Annotated in this window: 20 protein-coding genes and 1 pseudogene; 14 read left to right on the top strand and 7 right to left on the bottom strand. The window is 67.0% G+C overall.

From position 1 onward, the window contains the following. Positions 1–6: 6 nt before the first annotated feature. The 3 genes from pyk to CLD20_RS18980 form a co-directional block, all read right to left on the bottom strand. Positions 7–1,443 (bottom strand): pyruvate kinase, encoded by a 1,437-nt coding sequence (pyk, locus tag CLD20_RS18990; RefSeq protein WP_224408248.1) that lies wholly within the window; start codon positions 1,441–1,443, stop codon positions 7–9. Further along, a complete protein-coding gene (locus CLD20_RS18985; protein ID WP_224408247.1) occupies positions 1,440–1,877 on the bottom strand; it encodes a DUF1036 domain-containing protein in 438 nt (145 codons plus the stop codon). The genes pyk and CLD20_RS18985 overlap by 4 nt, the downstream gene beginning before the upstream one ends. A gap of 101 nt (positions 1,878–1,978) precedes the next feature. Beyond that, a complete protein-coding gene (locus CLD20_RS18980) occupies positions 1,979–2,902 on the bottom strand; it encodes a DMT family transporter (protein ID WP_224408246.1) in 924 nt (307 codons plus the stop codon). A 105-nt stretch (positions 2,903–3,007) separates the two neighbouring features. Between CLD20_RS18980 and CLD20_RS18975 the strand changes: the two genes are divergently transcribed. The 4 genes from CLD20_RS18975 (at position 3,008) to CLD20_RS18960 (ending at position 7,231) form a co-directional block, all read left to right on the top strand. Beyond that, positions 3,008–3,832, top strand: coding sequence for an N-formylglutamate amidohydrolase (locus CLD20_RS18975; protein WP_224408245.1), 825 nt, complete (start codon positions 3,008–3,010; stop codon positions 3,830–3,832). Between the two features lie 11 nt (positions 3,833–3,843). Then, on the top strand, positions 3,844–4,143 hold the full coding sequence (locus CLD20_RS18970) for a DUF1244 domain-containing protein (RefSeq protein WP_224408244.1): 300 nt from the start codon (positions 3,844–3,846) through the stop codon (positions 4,141–4,143). Positions 4,144–4,269: 126 nt separating this feature from the next. Next, positions 4,270–4,554 carry a DUF2312 domain-containing protein gene (locus CLD20_RS18965; RefSeq protein WP_224408243.1) on the top strand — a complete coding sequence of 95 codons (285 nt, stop codon included), beginning with the start codon at positions 4,270–4,272 and terminating at the stop codon, positions 4,552–4,554. Between the two features lie 190 nt (positions 4,555–4,744). Beyond that, a complete protein-coding gene (locus tag CLD20_RS18960; RefSeq protein WP_224408242.1) occupies positions 4,745–7,231 on the top strand; it encodes an ATP-binding protein in 2,487 nt (828 codons plus the stop codon). A gap of 196 nt (positions 7,232–7,427) precedes the next feature. On the opposite strand, the gene CLD20_RS18955 is transcribed toward CLD20_RS18960, so the two are convergent. The 3 genes from CLD20_RS18955 to CLD20_RS18945 form a co-directional block, all read right to left on the bottom strand. After that, on the bottom strand, positions 7,428–9,290 hold the full coding sequence (locus CLD20_RS18955) for a DUF882 domain-containing protein (protein ID WP_224408241.1): 1,863 nt from the start codon (positions 9,288–9,290) through the stop codon (positions 7,428–7,430). Between the two features lie 205 nt (positions 9,291–9,495). Continuing rightward, on the bottom strand, positions 9,496–11,217 hold the full coding sequence (locus CLD20_RS18950) for a murein L,D-transpeptidase (RefSeq protein WP_224408240.1): 1,722 nt from the start codon (positions 11,215–11,217) through the stop codon (positions 9,496–9,498). A 51-nt stretch (positions 11,218–11,268) separates the two neighbouring features. Beyond that, positions 11,269–12,840, bottom strand: a complete 1,572-nt coding sequence (locus tag CLD20_RS18945) for a sigma-54 dependent transcriptional regulator (RefSeq protein ID WP_224408239.1) — start codon at positions 12,838–12,840, stop codon at positions 11,269–11,271. 209 nt (positions 12,841–13,049) lie between these two features. On the opposite strand from CLD20_RS18945, the gene CLD20_RS18940 reads away from it, so the two are divergent. Continuing rightward, entirely contained in the window at positions 13,050–14,912 is a 1,863-nt protein-coding gene (locus CLD20_RS18940) for a M3 family oligoendopeptidase (protein WP_224408238.1), read from the top strand. Between the two features lie 400 nt (positions 14,913–15,312). Here CLD20_RS18940 and CLD20_RS18935 read toward each other — a convergent pair. Continuing rightward, a pseudogene (locus CLD20_RS18935) lies at positions 15,313–15,534 on the bottom strand (LysR substrate-binding domain-containing protein); the annotation flags it as partial. A 70-nt stretch (positions 15,535–15,604) separates the two neighbouring features. Between CLD20_RS18935 and CLD20_RS18930 the strand changes: the two are divergent. The 9 genes from CLD20_RS18930 to CLD20_RS18890 all read left to right on the top strand — a co-directional run bounded on the left by CLD20_RS18930 (position 15,605) and on the right by CLD20_RS18890 (position 24,775). Next, positions 15,605–16,351 carry a ZIP family metal transporter gene (locus CLD20_RS18930; RefSeq protein WP_224408237.1) on the top strand — a complete coding sequence of 249 codons (747 nt, stop codon included), beginning with the start codon at positions 15,605–15,607 and terminating at the stop codon, positions 16,349–16,351. A 71-nt stretch (positions 16,352–16,422) separates the two neighbouring features. Continuing rightward, positions 16,423–17,877, top strand: coding sequence for an AarF/ABC1/UbiB kinase family protein (locus CLD20_RS18925; RefSeq protein WP_224408236.1), 1,455 nt, complete (start codon positions 16,423–16,425; stop codon positions 17,875–17,877). Positions 17,878–17,911: 34 nt separating this feature from the next. Beyond that, complete coding sequence (locus tag CLD20_RS18920) at positions 17,912–18,268, top strand: hypothetical protein (protein ID WP_224408235.1); 357 nt, start codon at positions 17,912–17,914, stop codon at positions 18,266–18,268. 141 nt (positions 18,269–18,409) lie between these two features. Next, the gene (locus tag CLD20_RS18915) at positions 18,410–18,694 is read left to right on the top strand and encodes an aa3-type cytochrome c oxidase subunit IV (RefSeq protein WP_224408234.1); all 285 of its coding nucleotides are present in this window, start codon (positions 18,410–18,412) and stop codon (positions 18,692–18,694) included. A gap of 15 nt (positions 18,695–18,709) precedes the next feature. Beyond that, positions 18,710–19,876 (top strand): Re/Si-specific NAD(P)(+) transhydrogenase subunit alpha, encoded by a 1,167-nt coding sequence (locus tag CLD20_RS18910; RefSeq protein ID WP_224408233.1) that lies wholly within the window; start codon positions 18,710–18,712, stop codon positions 19,874–19,876. A gap of 1 nt (position 19,877) precedes the next feature. Next, positions 19,878–20,324, top strand: coding sequence for an NAD(P) transhydrogenase subunit alpha (locus CLD20_RS18905; RefSeq protein WP_224408232.1), 447 nt, complete (start codon positions 19,878–19,880; stop codon positions 20,322–20,324). Between the two features lie 60 nt (positions 20,325–20,384). Then, positions 20,385–21,782, top strand: coding sequence for an NAD(P)(+) transhydrogenase (Re/Si-specific) subunit beta (locus tag CLD20_RS18900; RefSeq protein WP_224408231.1), 1,398 nt, complete (start codon positions 20,385–20,387; stop codon positions 21,780–21,782). 255 nt (positions 21,783–22,037) lie between these two features. Then, positions 22,038–22,934: a c-type cytochrome gene (locus CLD20_RS18895; protein WP_224408230.1), complete on the top strand. Its 897-nt coding sequence runs from the start codon at positions 22,038–22,040 to the stop codon at positions 22,932–22,934. Positions 22,935–23,488: 554 nt separating this feature from the next. Further along, on the top strand, positions 23,489–24,775 hold the full coding sequence (locus tag CLD20_RS18890; RefSeq protein WP_224408229.1) for a GGDEF domain-containing protein: 1,287 nt from the start codon (positions 23,489–23,491) through the stop codon (positions 24,773–24,775). The last annotated feature ends 3 nt before the right edge of the window (positions 24,776–24,778 follow it).

Below are 24,778 nucleotides of genomic sequence, written 5' to 3'. Positions count from 1 at the left end.
TGGCGCTCAGACGCCCGTCATGCCGTCCGGGCTGACGAAGGCAAGCCGCAACAGGTTGGTGGAGCCCGGCGTGCCGAAGGGCACGCCCGCCGTGATGATGATGCGCTCGCCGGGGACGGCGAAGCCCTCCTCGTGGGCGATGCGGCAGGCGCGGTCGACCATCTCGTCGATGTTCATCACATCCTCGCTGACGACGCAGTGCAGGCCCCAGACCAGGGAGAGCCGCCTTGCCGTCGAGCGCACCGGCGACAGCGCCACGATCGGCACGAAGGGCCGCTCGCGCGAGGCGCGCAGCCCGGTCGAGCCGGAGGAGGTGAAGCAGACGATGGCGCCGAGCGACAGCGTCTCGGCGATCTGGCGCGCCGCGGCGGTGATGGCGTCGGCGCCAGTGGCCAGCGGCTCGGGGCGCTGGGCGTTGATGATGTTCGGGTAGTACTGCTCGCGCTCCACCGCCTCGGCGATGGAGTTCATCATCTTCACCGCCTCGACCGGATATTCGCCGGAGGCGGATTCGGCCGAGAGCATGACGGCGTCGGCGCCCTCGAAGACGGCGGTGGCGACGTCGGAGACCTCCGCGCGGGTCGGCGCGGCGGCGGTGATCATCGATTCCAGCATCTGGGTGGCGACGACGACCGGCTTGCCGGCGGCGCGGCCGGCGCGGGTGATGCGCTTCTGGATGCCGGGGACCTTCTCCACCGGAATTTCCACGCCGAGATCGCCGCGCGCCACCATGATGGCGTCGGCGAGCTCGATGATCTCGTCGAGCTGCTCCACGGCCTGGGGCTTTTCGATCTTGGCGAGCACGCCGGCACGGCCGCGGGCGAGCTTGCGGACCTCGGCGATATCGTCCGGGCGCTGGATGAAGGACATCGCCACCCAGTCGATCGTCTCGCCGAGCGCGGCCTCCAGGTCACGCCGGTCCTTCGGCGTCAGCGCGCTCGTATGCAGCGTCGTGTTCGGCAGGCTGACGCCCTTGCGGTTGGAGAGCTTCTTGCCGGAAATGACCTCGGTGACGACATGGTCGCCCTCATGCGTCAGCACCTTGAGGCGCACGCGGCCGTCGTCGAGGAGGATCATGTGGCCGGGAAGCAGCGACTCCATGACGTCGCGGTGGGGGAGCTGGACGCGATGCTCGTCGCCCGGCGCCGGATCGCTGTCGAGGATGAACTTCTGGCCGGCCTCGATCTCGATCGATTCGTTGGCGAATTCGCCGATCCGGAGCTTCGGCCCCTGCAGGTCGACCAGGATGCCGATCGGGCGGCGATGATCGGATTCGACCTGGCGGATCAGCTTCACCAGCCGGCGCATCTCGTCGTGGGTGGCATGGCTCATGTTGATGCGGAAAATGTCCGCACCGGCGAGAAACAGCTCGCTGATGGCCTCGGCCGTGTTGGAGGTCGGGCCGAGCGTCGCGAGAATCTTGACCTTGCGCTTGCGCCTCATTGGCCGGCGCCTCCGCTTGATTGTTCCGTCAATTGCACAGTCCAACTTGCCTGTTCACCGGTATCGACCTCGAAGAAGCCCGTGCGCTGAAAGCCGCGGGCGACGCAGTCGCCGACACCGGAAATGGTGAATTCCTTGTCGCGCGTGCACATGAAGGCGCGGCCGCCCCATTCCCCGCCGCGATCGTAGTCCACCGCATAGATGTAGTAGTAGCGCGCCGAGAGCGCTCCTGCGAGGAGCGTCTCGCACACGCCCGGATCGATGTTCCACCAGCCTTCGGTCTGCCAGCTGCTTTTGCCCTTGTAGCCGATGGCGACTCCGACCCGGCTCGGCGTCTTGTTGCAGAGCCTCAGATCGGCGGCGGCTGGCGTGGCGGTGGCGGCAAATATGGCGCCGAAGGCGATGGCCGCCAGTCCGAGACGTATTGGCGTCATCACGTCGTCTCGACCTTTGTCTGCTTCTGGCTGCCCCACCGCGCTTTTGCGCGAGAGCGCCCCGGCTTGTCAACGATGCCGGGCCCGAAGGATTCCGGCGCTCAAAGAGCTGCGGGGACGGGCCGAGGGTTGCGCGGGCGGGCAATGGCGATGCCGGCGAAGATGGCGGCCGCGCCGATCGCCTGCAGAAGGCCGATCGATTCGGAAAGAACGAGCCAGCCGAGAGCTGCCGCCGCGACGCCTTCCAGGAAGATGACGAGCGAGGAGAAGGCGGCGGGCAGGTGGCCGAGCGCCAGGGCAAGCAGGCCCTGACCGCCGGAATGGCTGACGATGGCGAGGGCGAACAGCGCGGCGACGCCGCCGAGGCCCGCCGGCCAGAGCTGGGTTTCCATGGCGAGGGCCTGAAGGCCGAGGAAGAGCGCCGTGACGATGGAGGAGAGGAAGAGGGTCCGGCCGCCGCCCGCTCCGCGCCGGGCCTTGCGCACGGCGAGGAAATAGGCGCCGAAGAAGAGCGAGGTGACGAGGCCGTAGAAATCGCCGAGCAGGTGTTCGGGCTGGGCCGAGAGGCTGTCGCCGAGGAGGAAGCCGCCGCCGACAAGGCACAGGAGAAGGCCGAAGACGAGTTGGCGTCCCACCGCCTCGCCCAGGAAGAGCCCGGAGCCGAGAGCCACCCAGACCGGCGCGAGCGTTGCCATGAAGGTGGCGTTGGCCACGCTCGTATGAAGGATCGCCAGATGCCAGAAGGTGAGGTCGCCGGCGAAAAAGAGCCCGGCGAGCGCGACGGGCCAGAAGATCTCCTTCAGCGGCGCCTGCGGCGGCAGGCGGCGCGCCTCCAGCCACGACCAGAGCCAGAGGAAGGGCAGGGCGAGGGCGACGCGCCAGAAGGCGCTGGTCATCGGGCCGACCTCGGCGAGGCGCACGAAGACCGGGGAAGCGCCCATGGCCACGGCGCCGAGGACGAGGGCGGAAAGCGGCACCAGATCGGCCGCGGCCTTCGCCTGTCTGTCCTCGCTCGAAAGGGCCAATCTCGTCTCCGCCGCGCCTTGGCGGGAAGGCCGCGCGGGTCTATGTAGGGTGGATCGGCCCTATCACGGGCCGCTCCCCTTGCGAAAGCGTTTCGCCTCATCACGATGACGGATTCAAACGTCGCGCGCGCCGGTAAAGGGGCCGCGCCAGAAGAAGCCTTTGTCAGCCTGTCGGGCAACCTGTCCGGCGGCCTGCTGATCCTGTGCGACCACGCCACCCGGAAGATACCGCCGGAATATGCCGAGCTCGGCATGCCGCAGGCCGAGCTGGAGCGCCATATCGCCTACGACATCGGCGTCGGTCCCCTGACGGAAGAGCTTGCGGAGCGGCTCGACGCGCCCGCCATCCTCACCCAGTTCTCGCGCCTCATCATCGATCCGAACCGGGGCGAGGACGATCCGACCCTCATCATGCGGATTTCCGACGGCGCGCTGGTGCCGGGCAATCGCGGCGTCGACGCGGCCGAGCGGGAGCGCCGGCTCGATCGCTTCTACCGGCCCTATCACCGGACGGTAGAGGAGACGATCGACGCCATGGTCGAGGCCGGCCGGCCTCCGGTCATCTTCTCGGTCCATTCCTTCACGCCCGTCTGGAAGGGCATGCGCCGGCCCTGGCATGCGGGCATCCTCTGGGACAAGGATCCGCGGCTTGCCCTGCCGCTCCTCGACCTCCTGCGCGCCGAACACGGGCTGCGGGTGGGCGACAACGAGCCCTATACGGGGGCGCTCCTGGGCGATACGCTCAATCGGCACGGCACCCAGCGCGGCCTTGCCCATGCGCTGATTGAAGTCCGCAACGACCTCATCGCCCGCCCGGCGGGCGTGGCGGAATGGGCCGAGAGGCTCGAGGCGATCCTGCGCGAGGTGCTGAAGGACGAGGCGCTCTACGAGATGCGCCAGTACGGCTCACATTCCGACGACGCGCCTTGAGGGAGCAGGCCATGGACGAGAACGAGAAGCTGACGACCGAACTGGAAGCCGCCGCCTTCCGCCGGCTGCTGGAGCATTTGCGGGCGCGGACCGACGTGCAGAACATCGACCTCATGAATCTCGCCGGCTTCTGCCGGAACTGCCTTTCCAACTGGTATCAGGAGGAGGCGGAGGCGCGGGGCGTTGCGCTCAGCAAGCCGGAAGCGCGCCAGGTCGTCTACGGCATGCCGTATGACGAGTGGAAGAGCCTCTACCAGACCGAGGCGAGCCCGCAGCAACTGGCCGAGATGGAAAAGAACCACCAGCACTGAGCGGGTGGGGGCCGGTCCGCCGAGGCGGCGGGACGGCGTGGAAAACGTGGAACAACGCGGCGGGACGTTGACCCGCCGGCGCTGCGGGGGCAGGGCTTCTTACTTCACGAGATTGGGGAGAACGACATGGCCGAGCAAGGCACCGGACCGGGCGGGGTCGCCGCCGGGCAACTGCGCGCCTTCATCGAGAGGATCGAGCGGCTGGAGGAAGAGAAGAAGGCCCTCTCGGAGGACATCCGCGATGTCTATGCCGAGGCCAAGGGTACCGGCTTCGACACCAAGGTGATGCGCCAGGTGATTCGGCTGCGCAAGCAGGACAGCGCCGAGCGGCAGGAGCAGGAAGCGCTGCTCGATCTCTACATGCACGCCCTCGGCATGGCGCCTTCCATCGACGAGGACGAGGCCGCCTGAGCTTCGCCGGCCGCGAGCCACGCCACGCATTTTCCAGCCGCTCCGCCGCAGGCGGGGCGGCATTTGCCTTTGCGCTTTCAGGTTGAAAACTTAACGCCGCAGAAACCACCTCAACGCTCAACTGTGGTCCAGGCCGGGCGAATGCGTTTCGACGCATGCAACCGGAACGACTTGTCAGAGCGCGGAGAGGTTGGCAGCGCAGATGCTTCTCGTCATCGACTTGATCGAAAGTGCAGCGGTGGTCATTCTGGCCGTCCTTTCGATCACCTTCATCGGATCCCGTCTCGACAAATCCTTCTGGCTGAGGGGGCTCGCCTGCGGGCTCATCTTCGGCGTCACCGGCCTCGTCAGCATGGCCTCGCCGGTATCGCCGGTGGCGGGCGTGGTCATCGACGCGCGCAATGTGGTCCTGGCGCTGTCGGCGGTGATCGGCGGGCCGGTCAGCGCCGCCATCACCGCCGCGATCCTGGGGGCGATGCGCGCCTTCTACGGCGGCTCCGGCATGATCGCCGGCCTCTTCAGCATCCTTATCGTCGCTCTCGCCTCGTCGGGGCTGTGGCTCTGGCTGCAGCGGCATCAGGGCGGGGTTCTCGGGATTCGCTCGCTCCTCGTCCTTGCCGTCATCGTCGGCTTCCTGCCGCTGATGAGCCTCGTTCTCCTGCCGGCGCTTCCGGCGCAGACGCTCTTCCTGATCGCCGTCCTCGTCGGGCCGGTGAACTTCGTCTCCATCGTCCTGCTCGGGCTCGTCTTCATGGGCGAGGCGCAGCGCCGCTGGGCGATGGGCGCCTATCAGGAAAGCCGTGCCCTGCTCGAGGCGGTGGTCGACAACGCGCCGGCGGTGCTCTTCCAGCTGAAGGAATTGCGGCCGGGCGCGGCGCGCTTCACCTATCTTTCGGCGGGCACCCGGCGCGTCCTCGGCATTAAGGGCGAGGATCTGATCAAAGACCCGAGTTCCGTCACGCGCTTCCTTTCCGCCGACGACATCGCCAGCCTCAGCGCGCGTCTGGCCGATTCCGCCCACGACATGAGCCCGTGGTCCACGGAGGTCGAGCTCAGCGTCGCCGCCGGCGCGCCCATCTGGGTGCGGATCTCCGCCAAGCCGCGGATCGATCCCCATGGCGGCGTTATCTGGGACGGTCTCCTCTTCGACATCACCGAGCGCAAGCGCGTGGAGCAGATGAAGAACGACTTCATCTCCACCGTCAGCCACGAGCTGCGCACCCCGCTCACCTCGATCCGCGGCGCGCTCGGCCTCGTCACGGGCGGCGCTGCGGGCGAACTGCCACCCAGCGTCACGCCGCTCATCAAGATCGCCCATTCCAACGCGGAACGGCTGGTGCGGCTGATCAACGACATCCTCGACATCGAGAAGATCGAATCCGGCCGCATGTCCTTCGAGCTGGTGCCGATGGCGCCCGAAATCGTCGTCAAGCACGCGGTGGAGGCGAGCCGCAGCTACCTGCCGGAGAAGGACGTCTCCATCCGCTTCGTCAACGAGGCGCCGGAGGCCATGGTGATGGCGGATGCCGACAGGCTGCACCAGGTGCTCGCCAATCTCCTGTCCAACGCCATCAAGTATTCGCCCCAGGGCGAGGAGGTGCTCGTCCACCAGCAACTCCTCGCCGGCGGCGGCCTGCGCATCTCCGTCATCGACCACGGCCCGGGCGTGCCGCCCGGCTTCCGCGACCGCATCTTCCGCCGGTTCGAGCAGGCCGATTCCTCCGCCACGCGCGGCCAATCGGGAACCGGGCTCGGGCTCAACATCGTCAAGGCGATCGTGGAGCGCCTCGGCGGGGCCGTCTCCTTCGAAAGCCGCCCGGATGTGGAGACCGCCTTCCATATCGACCTTCGCGAGCACGAGCACTCCGCAGTCCAGTCAAACGAGGCGGAGGAGGCCGATTCCATGGTGGGCCCCGTCCTCATCTGCGAGGACGACGAGGAGATGGCGGTGGTCATCAGCCAGCATCTGCGCGACCACGGCGTGCTTGCCGAAGTCGCGCCGGACCTTAAGGCAGCGGGCGCCGAGCTTGCCGAAAAGGAGTATCTCGCCGTCGTCGTCGACGTCGACCTGCGCGAGCAGAAGTGGCTCTTCCTGATGAAGGAGCTCTGCGCCCGGACAAGCCGGGACGGCACGCCGCTCATCCTGATGTCGGCCGATCTCGTTGAAGCGCGGCAGGCCCTCAACGGCTCGGCCGTCGGGATCGTCGCCTGGCTCGACCGGCCGATCGACGGGATCGGCCTGCGCCGTGCGGCCGCCGCCATCGCCGACAAGCTGCCGCAGCGCAGGCCCCAGATCCTGCATGTGGAAGATGACGACAGCCTCCTGAAGGTCATGTCGGCCGAGCTTGGCCCGGAGGTGCGCGTCATTCCGGCAAGGTCGATGCAGGAGGCCCGCCGCGAGCTTGCAAGGCGGAGCTTCGATCTCGTCATCCTCGATCTGCAGTTGCCGGACGGGCAGGGCGAGGACCTTCTCGATTCCATCCCTTCGGAAACCGCCGTCGTCGTTTTCTCGGCCTCAGATCCGGGCGAAGAGCTCTGCCGGAGGGTGCAGGCCGCGATGACCAAGACGCGCTTTTCCGAAACGGCGATCGGCAACCTCGTTCGCCAGCTGGCTTTCCGGCGCGGTGAAAGCTTGCCGACGAAGGCGCTCAAGCGCCCGATCGCCCGGGCGAGCTGAACGGGACGGTGTTGCGGGGAGCTTCGGCTGCCCGCCGGAGCCGCGTCCTGACCGTCGGCTGATCCGGCGCGGCTGCGCCGGAAAGCGGCTCGCCAGATCGGGCCTCACCTTCAGGGATCCGCCGGAACCCGGCGCAGAAGGAAAAACGGCCGCCCCGTGGGGCGGCCGTTTTCCATCGAACCTGGCTTACTGGAGGTCAGTGCAGCGAGGCGATCAGGAGATGCACCTGGTCCGGCCCGCCGAGCGCGGCGAAGTCGTCGCGCGCCGCGAAGCGGTCCGTGCGCAGCGGCTGCGGCGCGGCGACGGCGCGGGCCGCGCTCTCGCTCACGGGGATGGCGAAGAACTCCGCCGCCCCGTTCGGCCGCGGCGCCTTGAGCAAGGCGAAGATGAAGGTGCGGGTCGTGTCCTTGCCCATGAGACGGGACAGGGAGCCGGCATCCGGCCGCTGGGTGACGAGGCGCGGGCGGGCGCCGGTGGTATCGGTCTCGCCCGAATCCTGGGCGATGGCCGCGGCGAGACTGAGCGGCGCGAAGCGTGCCGTGCCGTTCCCCGCCGCCTGTGCGAGCCGCAGGCGATCCTGGGGTTCGGGCCGCGCATTGGGCGTGGCGTAGGCGAGCGTGCCGCCGGGCGTCTCCGGCCGGCGGGCGCTCTTGGCCCCGGCCGGGCCTGCGGCCGCCTCGATGGCCTGGAAGGGATCTTCCGGGGTAGCCGTTTCCCCATCCGCCATCGCGGCGGTGATGAGCGGCTGCTGGGTGTCGATCGTGCCCGGGGTGTCGACTGCGCGCGGAGTGTCGACTGCGCGCGGCGTGTCGACCGTGCGCGGCATGGGGGCGGCGGGTGCGGTGCCGACCGCGCTTGCAAGGACGAGACCCGCAATGGCGCCGCGTTCGGTCGGCCCTGCGGTGGCGGGATCGGCTTCGGCGAGCGCGCGCTCGTAAAGGGCGGTGAGCTTGCCCGCCTCGAGCGGCAGGTCCGGTTCGGCCGAAGCGAGCACGAACCCCTGCGGCCTTGCGTGTGGCAGGCCGGCATAGGCCATCAGGCCGAGCGCGTCGGAAGGATCGAGGGAGGGGCTTTCGGCCGCGGCGACCTCGATCGTGGAGACTTCGCTGGCGCGCAGCTCGGCGGGGGCTGCACGCGGCAGGAGCGCCGGAGCGACAAGGTCCACGGGTCCGGCGGGTTCGGCGGAGGCAAGGACCGTGGCGCGCGCGGCGGGAACCGGAAGCTGCGGCGCCTCTTCGGCCGTCTGGACGGGCGCGGCCTGAGCCGGCGCGGTCCGGGCGGGAGCCGTGCGCTCAGGCGCGGAACCCTCGTCCTCGTCGCCGTCGCTGAAGACGTTGTTCAGCCAGGCGACGACCGTGCCCTTCTCGCGGCGACCCGAGCCGCTGGCATCGGCAAAGGCGACCGTGCCCAGCGTGTCCTTCCTGCCGCCGCGTCCGTACTTGGCGAGGACCGTCTGGTAGCCGGCGAGCGGCTTTCCGTCGGAGGGAATGTGAAGGGTCTTGCCGTCCGGGAAGAGGGCGATGAGCTGCTGGCGCGTCATGCGCGGCCAGTGGCGGACGCTGCCGACATCGAGATGGACGAAGGGCGAGCCGGAGGTCGGATAAAAGCCGACGCCGCCGACCTGAAGCTTCAGCGCCGTCTCGCGCAGCTTCTTCAGCGGCACGCCCGGGATATAGAAGTCCATCGCCTTGCCGAGCGTGTGCTGGCTATGCTTGGCGACGCCCGAGGAGCGGCTGCGCAGCATATTGTTGGTCTTCAGCGAGCGGAAGGCGGAGACGACGTTGATCTCGCCGGTGGCGCCCGTCTCCTGGTAGACTTCCCAGACGAGATCGAAGAGCCGCGGATCCATGTCCGTCGGCTCGTTCTTGCGCCAGTCGCGCAGGAAATGGTTGAGGCGCTTCAGCTCGCTGCGGTCGTAGCGACCGTTCTTGCGGAACGTGAAGGTGCCGTGCTCGCCCGTGTGACCGAAATAGAGCTTGAGGGTCCTGTCGCCGGATCGCGCCAGAGACGCATCCGAGGCGCCCAGGACGAGGGCGAGAGCGAGAGCCGTGCGCGCCAAGGAGCCACGCAGGCGCGAGAGTTTGAACCCGGCCGATACCAGCAAGCGAAAGTGCCTTCTGTTTCGGGGATTTGCCCCTTCCCCATACCCCAGCAAGCGGAAGGTGCCAGTGTCGCGCACCCTGCTTAACTGCGCATTACCAAAAGGAAAGCTGTGGCGAAAATGCGACTGGAACGCCACTTTTTTGCCCACGGCCGTCCTTGGTTTACAAATTCAGCATCTCCTTCATGCGCGCATCGTAGCCGTAGACGTCTGGCACGGTCAAAAGCGAGCCGTCCGGCTGCGGCACCAGCGTGAAATACGCAAGGTGCACCGGCAGTCTCTTCGACAGGTTCACCTGCGTCTCCTGGCCGCCGAACATCTTCTTCAGCTTCTGCGAATTCCACTGGCTGTCTTCCGACAGGACCGCGTCGGCGAAGTCGAGCGGATCCTGGACGCGCACGCAGCCATGCGAATAGGCGCGCGAGGTCCGCTGGAAGAGGCTCTTGGACGGCGTGTCGTGCAAATAGACGGCATGCCGGTTCGGGAACATGAACTTGATGCGCCCGAGCGCGTTGCTCGCTCCCGGCGGCTGGCGCACGCGCAGGAGCTTGGTGTCGATCGAGTACCAGTCGATGCGCGTCGGATCGAGGTAATAGGTCTTGCCGCGAATATCGGCGAGGAGCTGGTAGCCCGTGGAGGCGAAGTAGCCGTAGGGATCCTGCCGGATCTGCGGCAGCATCTCCTTGGAGACGATCGAATTCGGCACGTTCCAGTACGGATTGACGATGATGTGGTCCATCTCGTCGGAGAAGACCGGCGTGCGGTTCGAGGGCTGGCCGACGACGACGCGCGTCTCGTAGAGCGTGCGGCCGTCGCGATAGACGCGGACCATGAATTCGGGGACGTTGACGAAGACGTAGAAGCGCCCGAGGTCGCGCGGCTCCCAGCGCCAGCGCTCCATGTTGATGGCGAGGGCGGCGATGCGCTCCTCGCGGCGTGCCCCGTTGAGGGCGGCGAGCGTCTGCGGTCCGACCATGCCGTCCACGGTCAGCCCGTTGGCCCGCTGGAAGGCCTCGACGGCCGCGGCAACGTCGGCATCGTAGCTGTCGAGATCGGCGCGATCGAGATAGGGCCTCAGCTCCGGATCGCGCATCTCGGGCGCCTGCATGCCGAGGCGCTGGCGCAGCACGCGCACGCGCTCGTCGTTCACCCCGGGCTTCAGCGTCTTGCCCGGCTCGATGCGCGGCATCGGCTTGCCGTCGTCCTCGGCGCGCAGCTCCGCCAGGTGGCGCTTGAGGACAGCGTACTGGCGCTGCGGGGGCTCGTAGCGCGTCACCGAGACGGCCGTATCGTCGGTGCCGGCCAGATCGGCCAGCGCGGCGGAGATGTCCGGCAGTTCCGGCTTCAGGAAGATGTCCTTCGGCGCGACGCTCGAGGGGTTGATGCGGCCGACGGAAAGATGGGTGATGAAACGCGCGGCGGCCTCGGAGAAGGCGACGTCGTCGCTGGCGATCTCCGTCAGTTCCTCAAGACGTGCGGCAGGCAGCTTCGCGTCCGAATAGGCGGCCGGGTCGAGCCCGTCCTTCGCCGCTTCCCGCATGCGCTCCAGGAGTGCCTCGGCCTGGCGGGTCGGCCGGCCGTCGCGCAGCCATGCCGGCTCGAAGTGGCGCGCCTCGTAGAAGGCGCGGATCTGCGAGAAAACCTTCTTCTCGCGATCGCCTGAAAAGCTGCGGTGATGGCCGAGTTCTGCCCTGATCTCGGAGGCGCCGAGCGAAATGACCGGCCCGGCGACCTCGGAGGCCGCGGCGCTCTCTTCCACGACATTGGCGAGGGTAATGGGCGTGCGTGACGGCACGGTCGCTGCCGGAGCGGCAAGAGCGGGCGCCGCCAGAAAGGAGCCCGCCGCCAGCAACGCCAGGAAAACCGTCTTCTTCTTCAGTGTCATGCCGTGTCTCCGCCCTGCCCGAGCAGGGGTTGCCGCGTATGGTTTCCGGCTTCAGGCCGCATCGGCCTCTGCAATGCCGTACTCTTTCAACTTTCGGTACAAGGTCGAACGGCCGATCCCGAGGCGGCGCGCCACCTCGCTCATCCGGCCACCGTAATGACCGACGGCGAACCGTATCGCCGCCTCTTCGAGCGTTGCGAGCGGGCGAAGTTCTCCGTCCCGATCGACGAGTTGCACCGAACCATAGAGTGACGGCGATTCTTTGTCAGCGCGGGGCGGGAGGTGGCGAAGCGTTTCGCTGCGCCCGTGATGCGCCGCGGCAACATCCTGTAGCGGCAGGCGTAACGCCGGAGCGGCGCCGGAGATTCCGGCGAGGCGCTCGGCCAGGACGGTTTCCTCGGCCTCGTTCTGCCAGGCCTTCACCAGCGCCGAGATGGCGCCGGCGTCGAGCGCGGTCTGGACCTGGGGGAAATCCCAGGGGCGCAGAAGCTCGCCCTCGCAGAGAATGACCGCCCGGTAGATGGCATTTTCCAGCTGGCGGATGTTGCCCGGCCAGGCAAATGCGAGGAGCAGCGCTTCGGCTTCCTGCGAGAGGCCTTTCAGGCGTGAGCGCCCTTCCTCGGCCGCAAAGCGTGTCAGGAAGGCCTGGGCGAGCGGGGCGATATCCTCCGGGCGCTCGCGCAGCGGCGGCAGCCAGATCGGGAAGACGTTGAGGCGGTAGAAGAGGTCCTCGCGGAAGCCGCCCTCGGCGACACGGTCGACAAGGCGGCGCGAGGTCGTCGCGAGCAGGCGGAAATCGGCCCTTTGGGACTTGTCCTGTGCGCCGGTCGAAAGGGTGCCGTCCTCCATGATGGCGGCGAGGCGCGCCTGCGCCCCGGCGGGAAGATCGGCGATCTGCTTCAGGAGAAGCGTGCCGCCCTGCGCCTCCTGCAGGCGGCCGCGGGTCGCCGGGCTGCCCGGGCGGGCGGGCGTGCCGAAGAGGGCGTCCTCGACGGCTTCGGGGGGCATCGCGCCGCAATTGAAGATGACGAAGGGCCGTGCCCGGCGCGGGCTTTCGCCGTGGATCGCGCGTGCCAGCCATTCCTTGCCGGTGCCGGGATCGCCTTCCAGGAGGATCGGGATCGCCGAGCGGGCCGCGCGGCGGGCAAGGTCGACGGTGCGGGCCATGACCGGGGCGTCGGCGGCGAGGTCGGTAAAGCCGACGACGTCCTCGCGGCCGTTGCGCAGGCGTTCCACCTCGCCCGTCAGCGCCGTCAGCTTGAGCGCATTGGCGATGGCGACGCCGAGGCGCTCGGGCGAGGCCGGCTTGACGATGAAGTCGAAGGCGCCGGCGCGCATCGCCGAAACGGCGGTGTCGATGCCGCCCTGCGCCGTCTGGACGATGATGGCCGGCGGGGCCGGCATCTGGCGCACGCGCTCCAGAACCGTCATGCCGTCCGTGTCGGGCATGACGAGGTCGAGGACCATGACGTCGATGCGGCTGGAGGTGGTGTCGGCGAGCCGTTCGAGGGCGGCCTCGCCCCCGGACACGACCTCGGGCAGGTGGCCGAAATGATGGACCATGTTCGCCAGGAGGCGAAGCGTGATCGGATCGTCGTCGACGAGAAGAATGCGTGCAGGCATCAGCGTCGCTTTACCGGGAAGCGTCTCATTCCGCTCCAAGCTGCACCATGTCCGGTTAAGACCCTGTTACCCATGTGGCCCAAATGGGACCGTACGTCGCAAAAGACGCGATCCAATGGGGTGCCGGTTGCCCAGAGGACGAAAATCGCCAGATGAATGGGGCGGAGCTCTCCCGCGGGGAGCCCAAGAGATGAATGAGGAGATGGCATATGCCGACAGATCACGTTCCTTCGCAGGTCGAGCCAGGCCGGAGTCTCGCCGAGGAGAGGGCGGAGGCGGTGCCTGAGGTGCTCGGCAGCCTGCCGGAATGGGACCTTTCGGACCTTTATCCCGCGATGGACGCGCCGCAGATCGCGGAGGACATTGCCTGGGCCGGCGAGGCGGCGGCGGCTTTCGAGAGCGCCAACAAGGGAAAGCTCGCCGACATCGCGGCAGCTGCGGACGGCGGCGACAGGCTGGCGGCGCTGATTTCGGAATTCGAGACGATCGAGGAAACGATCGGCCGGCTGATGAGCTTTTCCAGCCTCGTCTATTCCGGCGACACCTCCGATCCGAAGCGCGCCAAGTTCCACAGCGACCTGCAGGACCGCCTCACGGGCGTTTCCACCAAGCTCCTGTTCTTTCCTCTGGAGCTCAACCGCATCGACGACGCGGTGCTCGACAAGGCGCTGGAAAGCCCGGCGCTTGCCCATTTCAGGCCGTGGCTCGACGAGCTGCGCGAGGAGCGGCCCTACCAGCTCTCCGACGATCTGGAGCGGCTCTTCCACGAAAAGTCGCTGACGGGACGCGGCGCCTGGAACCGCCTCTTCAACGAGACGATGTCGAGCCTTCGCTTCCGCATCGGCGGCGAGGAATTGCCGATCGAGCCGACGCTCAACCACCTCACCGATCATGACGAGGCCAAGCGCAAGGAGGCGGCGGAGGCGCTGTCGAAGACGTTTCGCGCGCATCTGCGGACCTTCACGCTGATCACCAACGTGCTGGCCAAGGACAAGGCGATCTCCGATTCCTGGCGCGGTTTCGTCGACGTTTCGGCCTCGCGTCATCTTGCCAACCGCGTCGAGCCCGAGGTGGTCGACGCGCTCGTCCAGGCCGTCGCCGACGCCTATCCGCGCATCTCGCACCGCTACTACGCCATGAAGGCCGGCTGGCTCGGCAAGGACAAGCTCGACTACTGGGACCGCAACGCGCCGCTTCCCGACACGGTGAAGCGTACGGTCGGCTGGGAGGAGGCGAAGAAGACGGTGCTCGACGCCTATGCCGGTTTCGATCCGCGCATGGCGGAGATCGCCGGCCGCTTCTTCGACAGGAACTGGATCGACGCGCCGACCCGGCCCGGCAAGTCGCCGGGCGCGTTTGCCCATCCGACGGTGCCGAGTGTCCACCCCTACGTGCTGCTCAACTATCAGGGCAAGCAGCGGGACGTGATGACGCTCGCCCACGAGCTCGGCCACGGCGTGCACCAGGTTCTGGCCGGCCCGCAGGGGCTCTTGATGGCACAGACACCGCTGACGCTTGCGGAGACGGCCAGTGTCTTCGGCGAAATGCTGACCTTCCGCTCCATCCTCGACGCCGCGCCGTCGGCGAAGGAGCGGAAAGTGCTGCTCGCCGGCAAGGTGGAGGACATGATCAACACCGTGGTGCGGCAGATCTCCTTCTACCTTTTCGAGCGGCACGTGCATTCGGAGCGGCGCGAGGGCGAGGTGACGTCCGAGCGCCTCGGAGAGATCTGGATGAAGGTGCAGGAGGAAAGCCTCGGCCCCTCGATCCGGCTCGGCGAGGGCTACGACGTCTTCTGGACCTACATCCCCCACTTCATCCACGCGCCGTTCTACGTCTACGCCTATGCCTTCGGGGACTGCCTGGTGAACTCGCTCTACGCCGTCTATCTCGGCGCCGAGAGCGGCTTCCAGGAGCGCTATTTCGACATGCTGAAGGCCGGCGGCACGAAGCGCCATCAGGAGCTTCTCGCCCCGTTCGGCCTCGACGCTTCCGATCCCGCCTTCTGGATGAAGGGCCTGTCGGTGATCGAGGGGCTGATCGACGAGCTGGAGGAAGTGGAGGCGGCCTGAGCGTATCGGGTGCCTGACGCGCCTGTTGACGCAGCGTCGGCGCGGGCCGTGGCGCATTTTTTGGCGCGGCCGATTTTTGTGCTTGATTTTCGTCCGACAGGCTCCAAAATTCGAATCGTTATCAACAATTCGAAAGGAGGTGATCCAGTGTCGAGTGAGAATGGATGGCGGGAATTGCCTGCCGATCACGTGACGGTGGGGCAGCCTCTGCCGGTTTCGTGAGACGCGTGAATCGATTGATTCAAAAAGGGCATTCAACCGCCCGCTTCTCGCGGAGGGCCGCCAATCTGGCGGCCCTTTCGCTTTTTTGGGATGGCGTCTGGAGGCGCCTGCCGGGGTACCTCTTGAGAGGTGCCTCTGCCGGGCATGACAGCTTCAGCCGGTGCGACCTGCGGCGCGCTCAGAGCGATGCGCCGGCTGCTTTCATCCGTTCCTGGAAAACCTCTTGCAAGCGGGTCAGGAAGGCGCGCACGGCCGGATTGGCACGGCGGCTTTCCGGCCAGAGCGCGGTGATTTTGTGCCGCTCAACGGCGAAGTCGGACAGCACCGGTACGAGATCGCCCCGCGCCACATAGGGCGCCGCCAAAAAGGTCGCGCTGAGGCCGATCCCGCCGCGGGCGGCGGGCCGCGCTTGCGCGGGCGCGCCGTTTGCGCCAGTCCTCGGCGATGGCTTTTCCGTCCCCGCCTTTGCGATGACCTTGCTCTTTGCCGGCTTATGGGGCGCTGCTGCCGGCAGCGGCCTCCTCCTCGGCGCGCTGGCGGGCTATTTCCTTCGCCTTCCCCAGCGCCTCATCGCCGGGGCGCTCGCCTTCGGCGCCGGCGTCCTCATTTCCGCGCTCGCCTTCGAGCTTCTCGACGAGGCCTTTCAGCGGGCGGGCGTCCTGCATGTCGCCGCCGGCTTCATGGCGGGCGCCGTCTTCTTCACGCTGGCCAACCGTCTTCTCTCCGCCGTCGGCGCCCGTCAGCGCGGCCGCGATACGCGCAGGGCCGCCGCCGCCGAGGAGAGCCAGGGCGCGGCGCTCGCCGTCGGCGCGCTGATGGACGGCATTCCCGAATCCATCGTCATCGGGCTCGGCATGCTGGAAGGCGGCACGGTCAGCATCGTCACCGTCATCGCCGTCTTCCTGTCGAACCTTCCCGAAGGTCTGTCGGGCGCCTCCTCGATGCGGAGCGCCGGGCATTCGGCCGGCCGCATCTTTGCGATCTGGGGCGGGCTCGTCTGCGTGACGGGGATCGCCGCCATCGCCGGCTACGGGCTCTTCTCGCATCTTTCCCCGATCTGGCTCGCCATCGCGAGCGCGGTTGGCGCGGGGGCGATCCTGGCGATGCTGGTCGACACGATGATCCCGGAAGCCTTCGCGGAAGACCACGATTATGCCGGCGTCATCACCGCTTTCGGCTTCGTGCTTTCCTTCGTTCTGTCCAAGAGCTTCGGCTGAGAGACAATCGGCAGGTGAAGCCGGCGGCCGGGCGCCCTATCTAGGCGGTGCCAGACAACCGGAATTCGAACATGCCTGCTGATCCGCCGCGCGACACCCCGAACGATCCGCGCATTCGCGCAAGCGAGCCCGTGCGGGACCGGGACGAGGAGCGCAACCGCTTTTCCGGCCGTGCGGCGCGCTATGCGCGCGTCGGCGCCGGCGTCGGTGGCATCGCCGCCAAGATGATCGGCTCGCGCGCCTTCGGCGTGGAGATCGACCGAAGCCGCAACGCGGCCGATCTCGCGCGCGCCCTCGGCGGCCTGAAGGGCCCGATCATGAAGGTGGCGCAGCTTCTTGCCACCATCCCCGACGTGCTGCCGCCCGAATACACCGCCGAACTGGCGCAGCTGCAGTCGGATGCGCCGCCGATGGGCTGGGCCTTCGTCAAGCGGCGCATGACCGCCGAGCTCGGCGCCGGCTGGCAGAAGCGCTTCGCCGAATTCGAGCACGAGCCGGCCGCGGCCGCCTCGCTCGGCCAGGTGCACCGGGCAAGGGCCGAGGACGGCACGCTGCTTGCCTGCAAGCTGCAATATCCGGAGATGGCGAGCGCGGTGGAGGCCGATCTCGGGCAGCTCGGGATGATCTTCGCGCTGCACCGGCGCATGGATCCGGCGATCGACACGCGCGAAATGGCCGAGGAGATCGCCGCAAGGGTGCGCGAGGAGCTCGATTACGAGCGCGAGGCCGGGCATATGGCACTCTATGGCGCGATCCTCGCCGATGAACCGCGGGTGCGGGTCCCCGAGCTCAGGCCGGAGCTTTCCACGCGGCGCCTGCTCACCATGAACTGGCTTCAGGGCGAGCGGCTTCTTGCCTACAAGGACCATTCGCTGGAGGAGCGCAATTTCATCGCCTCGGCGATGTTCCGGGCGTGGTGGCACCCGTTCAGCCATTTCGCCGTCATCCATGGCGATCCGCATCTCGGCAACTACACCGTCTTCGAGGAAGACGGCCGGCCGGGCGGCATCAACCTTCTCGATTACGGCTGCGTGCGCATCTTCCCGCCGGGTTTCGTGGAGGGGGTGATCGAGCTTTATCGCGGCCTGCAGGAAGACGACCGGGCGCGCATCGTCGCCGCCTATGAGACCTGGGGCTTCCGGGGCCTTTCCAACGAGCTGATCGACATCCTCAACATCTGGGCGCGCTTCATCTACGGCCCGCTCCTAGAGGACCGGGTGCGGGCAATCGCCGACGGAGTCTCTCCGGCGCAGTACGGGCGGGGCGAGGCCTACCGCGTGCATCAGGCGCTGAAGGAAAAGGGGCCGGTGACGGTGCCGCGCGAATTCGTTTTCATGGATCGTGCGGCGATCGGGCTCGGCGGCGTCTTCCTGCATCTGCGGGCCGAGATGAACTTCTATCGCCTGTTCAACGAGGAGATCGAGGGGTTCGACTATCAGCAGGTGGCGGAGCGGCAGGCGAGCGCGATCAAGGCCGCGGGACTGCCCGCGCAAGAATTCGGATCGAATCGCGACAAGCGGCATTAATGCAGCAACGCGTATTTGAAACCGGAGACTCATTGTGAAGTCAGGAAAGATCGTCGCCGCCGCCCTCCTCGCCGGAACCGCATTCCTTGCCGGCTGCCAGACCGGCGGAGGCGGGAGAGAGATCGCTTCGCCCGTGGAAGGCCGCTGGGCTTCCAGCGACGGCGTCTTCGTCTCGACCTTCCGCCGCGGCTCCATGACCACGGCCGACGCGCAGACCGGGGCGCAGCTCGCCAACGGCAGCTATCAGATGACCGGCCCCTCGACCGTGGAAATCAGCTGGTATTCGATCGCCACCAACCAGCAGCGCGCGGCGACATGCACGCTGGTCACGCCTTCCAGCATGAGCTGCAGCCAGCCCGGCGCCTCCTTTACCCTCAACCGGGTCGGCTGAGCCCCCGCACAGCCCTTCCGCATGCGGCCATTTTCGGGCCGCATGCGGCATTTCGGGGCCGGGGTGGCGTTGCCCTCATTGGAACCGGCGTGGTAAAGGCGCGACCAAGACGTCCCGCCAATAGACGCAAGGGCTTGATTGATGGCTGAAAAGGCGACCACCCTGGAAGGTGCTGCAACCGATTTCGAGCAGCACGAAAAGACTTACGACACCTTCCTGTCGCTCACCATTCTCGGCATCATCCATGTGGTGTCGATCGTCATGATCATCGCGATCTTCGGGCTTGCCGGCGCTCTGTGGCTCGGCTCGATCGCCCTGGCGCTGACGCTGACGACGCTCATGATGGGCCTTTTCATGCGCGGCAACTGGAAGCCGGCGATCTTTTCTTTCGCCGTGACGCTCCTCTTCTTCCTGATTGCCGTCTGAGCAGGCACCCACAAAATGCGTATCGCAGTCCTCAAGGAGCCGAGGGGAGATGAACCGCGGGTCGCGGCAACTCCCGAAACGGTAAAGAAATTCTCCGGCCTCGGCGCACAGGTCGCCGTGGAATCGGGCGCGGGCGCGCGCTCTTCCATCTCCGACGAAGCCTATAAGGAAGCCGGCGCCGAAATTTCGGCGAACCGCGAGGCTGCGCTGAACGGCGCCGATATCGTGCTGGCCGTGCGCCGGCCGGAAGATCTCAGCGGCGTGCCGAGCGGGGCTGCCGTCGTGGCGCTCATGGATCCCTACGGCAACGAGGACGAGCTGAAGAAGCTCGCCGATGCGGGCCTTTCGGCTTTCTCGCTGGAGCTCATCCCGCGCATCACCCGCGCGCAGTCGATGGACGTGCTTTCCTCGCAGGCGAACCTTGCCGGCTACCGCGCCGTGATCGAGGCCGCGGAGGCCTATGGACGCGCCTTCCCAATGATGATGACCGCCGCCGGTACCGTGCCGGCCGCCCGCGTCTTCGTCATGGGCGCCGGCGTGGCCGGCCTGCAGGCGATCGCGACGGCCAAGCGTCTCGGCGCCGTCGTCACCGCGACCGACGTCCGGCCCGCGGCGAAGGAGCAGGTCGAGTCGCTCGGCGGCAAGTTCGTCGCCGTCGAGGACGAAGAGTTCAAGGCGGCCGAGACGGCCGGCGGCTACGCCAAGGAAATGTCGGCGGAGTACCGGGCCAAGCAGGCCGATCTGGTGCGCGAGCACATCGCCAAGCAGGACATCGTCATTACCACGGCCCTGATCCCCGGCCGGCCGGCGCCGAAGCTCGTCGATGCGGAGATGGTGAAGTCGATGAAGGACGGCTCCGTCGTCGTCGACCTCGCGGTGGAGCGCGGCGGCAACGTGGAGGGCGTGGAAGCCGACACCTCGGTGGTGAAGGACAACGTCACCCTGATCGGCATCGTCAACATGGCCGGCCAGATCGCGGCATCCGCATCGGCGCTGCTTGCCCGCAACATCTACGCCTTCGTCGAGCCGATGATCGACAAGGAGACGAAGAGCTTCAAGCCGAACCGCGAAGACCAGATCGTGGCGGCGACGCTTCTCACCCATGGCGGTGCCCTGGCGCACCCGCAGTTTGGCGGCGCGCCGGCTCCGGCCGAAACGCCCGCAGAGGAAAAGGGAGCATAAGATGGCGGACGAAACCGTCAGACAGGCCGTCGAGCAGGCGCGCTCCGCCGCCGAGGCGGCCAGGGAAGCGGCCTCACAGGCCCTCAACGCGCTCGGCGGCGAGGGCGGCGATGCCGCGGGCGCCGTCGCCCATGCGGCCTCCGGCGGCGTGATCGATCCCTTCGTCTTCCGCCTGTCGATCTTCGTGCTGGCGATCTTCGTCGGCTACTATGTCGTCTGGTCGGTGACGCCGGCGCTGCACACGCCGCTGATGTCGGTGACGAACGCGATCTCCTCGGTCATCATCGTCGGCGCGCTCCTTGCCGTCGGCGTCGATCTCGTGGGCGAGGGAACCGGCGTTGCGCGCTGGTTCGGCTTCTTCGCGGTCATCCTTGCCAGCATCAACATCTTCGGCGGCTTCCTCGTCACGCATCGCATGCTGTCGATGTACAAGCGGAAAGAGAAATAGGATGAGCCTTCTGCCGAACAGCGCAGCGGCTGCGGCCGCTGCTGAGGGGGCGCGCGTCTGATGTCGGCCAGCCTCACCGCCTTTCTCTATCTCGTCTCCGGCGTCCTGTTCATTCTGGCGCTGAGGGGGCTTTCGCATCCCGAAACGAGCCGCCAGGGCAACCAGTTCGGCATGGCCGGCATGGTCATCGCCGTGCTGACGACGCTGATCGGGCATCCGCCTTCCGGCTTCGGCTCCTGGGGCCTGATCATTCTCGCCATCGGTATTGGTGGCGGCATCGGCGCGTTGATCGCCAAGCGCATCGCCATGACGGCGATGCCGCAGCTCGTCGCCGCCTTCCATTCGCTGGTGGGCCTGGCCGCCGTTCTCGTGGCGGCAGCGGCGCTCTATGCGCCGGAAGCCTTCGGGATCGGCACCGTCAGCGATATCCACGGGGCGAGCCTCATCGAGATGTCGCTCGGCGTGGCGATCGGCGCGGTGACCTTTACCGGTTCGATCATCGCCTTCCTGAAACTCGACGGGCGCATGAGCGGCAAGCCGATCATGCTGCCGGCCCGGCATGCCATCAATATCGGCCTTGCCGCGGCTCTCCTCATCCTCATCATCGTGTTCACGGCGAGCGAGGCGCATGCCGCCTTCTGGCTGATCACGCTGGTCAGTCTGGCGCTCGGCGTTCTCATTATCGTCCCGATCGGCGGCGCCGACATGCCGGTGGTGGTGTCGATGCTCAACTCCTATTCGGGCTGGGCGGCGGCGGGCATCGGCTTCACGCTGGGCAATACCGCGCTCATCATCACGGGCGCGTTGGTCGGCTCCTCGGGCGCCATCCTCTCCTACATCATGTGCAAGGGGATGAACCGGTCCTTCATCTCCGTCATCCTCGGCGGCTTCGGCGGCGAGACGACGGCAGCGGCGGGCGGCGACGACGACCGGCCGGTGAAGCAGGGCTCAGCCGAGGATGCGGCCTTCCTGATGAAGAACGCCTCCAAGGTCATCATCGTGCCGGGCTACGGCATGGCCGTGGCGCAGGCGCAGCATGCGCTGCACGAGATGGCCAACATGCTGAAGAAGAACGGCGTCGAAGTGAAGTACGCCATCCACCCGGTGGCGGGACGCATGCCGGGGCACATGAACGTGCTCCTGGCCGAGGCGAACGTGCCCTATGACGAGGTCTTCGAGCTGGAGGACATCAACTCTGAGTTCGCGCAGGCCGACGTCGCCTATGTCATCGGGGCCAACGACGTGACCAATCCGGCGGCGCGCGACGATCCGCAGTCGCCGATCTACGGCATGCCGATCCTGGACGTCGACAAGGCCGGCACGGTGCTCTTCGTGAAGCGCTCCATGTCGTCCGGCTATGCCGGCATCCAGAACGAGCTGTTCTTCCTCGACAAGACGATGATGCTCTTCGGCGATGCCAAGAAGATGACCGAAGAGATCGTCAAGTCGCTCGACTAGAACGGGCTGCACCCTTTCGAGATCACGAGCCCGGCCCCTGCGGCCGGGCTTTTTCGTATCTGCGTTGGCTTTGGACCGCGGTGCTCCGAAGTGCGATCGCTAGGTATTTCATACTTATACTTGATAATACACAGTGTTTAGTGAAGTAATATTGAATATTAACAGGTTAATGATAATAATATTATTGACATATGAAATATTTTTGTCTCAATAGTGTCAAAAGGCCGCAATGGCCAAGTCTAGGGGGGCTTAGACATGACGGTGAGAACAAAGGGCGCTCCGTCCGATGCGGGGTGGAGGCCGGCTCTCGCCGCCGCCCTGGCGGGCGGCGCGATCGGCCTTGCGGCGTTGCTTGGGCCGGAGCTTGCGGGGGCGGATGAAACGCCTTCCGGTGAACAGCATCAGGACGAGGGCGAGCCGGCACTGGCGCAGGAAGAGGGCCACGCGCACGATGCCAGCGAGGCCATGCACGACAACTATATCTTCGGGCGGCCAGCCGAGCCGAGCGAAACGTGGCTGATCTCCATCGGCGGGCGCATCTACGACAATTGGTGGATGGCGCTGAACCGCGACGCGCCGGAGGAGACGCATCCGGGGTGGCCTTCGTCCAACACGCAGAAGGCCGGCGACGTGACCTGGCGCTGCTCGGCCTGCCACGGATGGGACTATCTCGGGGCGGACGGGCAGCACGGCAGCGATGACTACCGCACGGGCGTCGGCGGCGTGCGCACGGCCGAGGGCAGGGCGCTGGAGGAGATCGCGACCATCCTGCGCGACGAGCGCCACCGTTATTCGGAGGCGATGATCTCAGACGGCGAGGCGCTCTGGCTCGCCCGCTTCCTGAGCCGCGGCCAGCACGAGGCCGATGCCCTCATCGACAAAGCGAGCGGGCGCGCCCTGGGCGATCCCCAGCGCGGCAAGGAGATATTCCAGAATATCTGTGCGGCGTGCCACGGCTACGACGGCACCGCGCTGGACTGGGGCGAGGGGACCGCGCACGCGCATGTCGGCACGGAGGCGAACGGCAATCCGTGGGAGGTGCTGCATAAGATCCGCAACGGCAATCCGGGGCACGAAATGATCTCGCTGCGGGCCTTCACCATCGAGGACGCGGTCAGCGTCCTCACCTACGCGCAGAGCCTGCCTCGATAGGGCATTCGTCAGAGACAGCCGCCCGGACGCGCCTGCGCGCCTCCGGGCAGGCGTGACGGTTTGCGATCTCGGCCCTCGGACCGACCGTGCCGTTGCTGCCGGGGATAAGCGGCGGGACCTGGCCGTTTCGCGGATCCCTTCTCGCCGATCCCGACCAGCGGCGGGCGATGGAATGCGGTTGCCTTTCCGGCTGCGAGGCCCTCCGACGGAGCGCCTACATTCGGAGCGACGGCCAAGCCGGTTTGGGTCCGGAAGGGCCTTGAACGAAGGCGGGCCAGGGGAAGCATCCTTGCGGGAATGTTTGCCGGCCAAGAATGGGCCGGAAGCTTGCAGGCACTACCCGCGCACCACATGCGGTCCACGGCCGCGCCCCGGCGTCGCTTTCTCGGTCCGCATGCCTCAATTTTCAGCGTTCAAGCTCTTGGTATGTGGACCAAGTTTGGCGATAAAGCCCACCGGAATGGGGCAAGGCGGATTTCATATGCGTCGTGAAGTCGAGAGGGAGCGCTGGCTCCCGGCACCGTCATGAGAATGGCCGGCATGGGAGCGCGCCCGTGCAACTGACGAACGCGCTGCTGCTCGTGCTCGAGCTTCTGCTCTACTTCACCGTGATGGCCGGGCTTTTCCGGCTTCGCCACCGCCTCGGCATTGGCATTTTCTTCTGCGCCCTCGGCGTGATGCATTTCCTCGAGACCTATCTCGCGGCGATCCTCTATATCCCCTTCTTCATGGGTTCGGCGATCTCCCCGGGATCCACGATCCTGTTCTCGGGCAAACTCGTCATGCTGCTCCTCCTCTATATCCGGGAGGACGCGCAGACGGTGCGGCAGCCGATCTACGGACTTCTGATCGGCAATTTCCTCACCGTCGCCCTCGTCTTCATGGCGCGCGCCCATTTCGTTTCCATCACCGCCGGGCGCGTGCCCGACTACTCCTTCATGGACGAGATGGGCGGGCTGATGGTGTGGGGGACGCTGCTCCTCTACGTCGACAGCATCCTCATCATTCTGCTCTACGAGAGGCTTGGACCGTGGCTCAGGCGCTTCCAGGCGCTTCGTCTGTGCATCGCCGCCATGGTCATCCTCAGTTTCGACCAGGTCGGCTTCTGGCTCGCGTTGCACCTTGTCATCGGGGCCCCGGTGGAGGTGCTCGTCGGCGGCTGGGCCGCCAAGATGGTCGCGGCGTGCTGCTATGGTGTGCTTGTCTGGGGTTATCTGCGCTATGTGGAGCGCGCTCCGCTCACCATTCCGCGTCCCCAGCGGATTTCCGACATCTTCGACCTCCTCACCTACCGCGAAAAGTACGAGGACCTTCTGCAGAGCGTCGGGCGTGACAAGCTCACAGGCGCGTATGACCGCAGCCGCCTGCCGCTGGAGGAGGACCGCAGCTCGAGCCTGTTCGGCCGGCAGCAGCGGCCCTTCTCGCTTCTCGTGGTCGACATCGACCGGTTCAAGAGCATCAACGACGATTTCGGCCATGCGGCGGGCGACGAGGTGCTGCGCCAGGTGGCGGCGGCGATGCAGAGCGTCCTGCGCAAGGAGGACCGGCTCATCCGCTACGGTGGCGACGAGTTCGTGGTCTGCTGTTCGGGTCTCGACGGGCGGGAAGCGGGGGCGCTTTCGGAGCGGATCGCCGGGCGCATCGCGGCGCTGCAGGTCGAGCGCGTCAGCCGGCCGGTGACGGCGAGCATCGGCACGGCGACCGCACCCGACGACGGTGTCAGTTTCGACGAATTGTTCGCGCAGGCCGATCACAGGCTCTACGAGGAGAAGAAGCGGCGGCATGCTGGCGATCCGGGCAGCGGTGCCAGCGGCAATCCGCTGAGCTTCCAGCCCGTCTGAGGC

Origin of the sequence: Afifella sp. IM 167 (genome assembly GCF_020144925.1) — a bacterium.
Lineage (GTDB): Bacteria > Pseudomonadota > Alphaproteobacteria > Rhizobiales > Afifellaceae > Afifella.
This window is presented reverse-complemented; position numbering and strand designations above follow the sequence as displayed.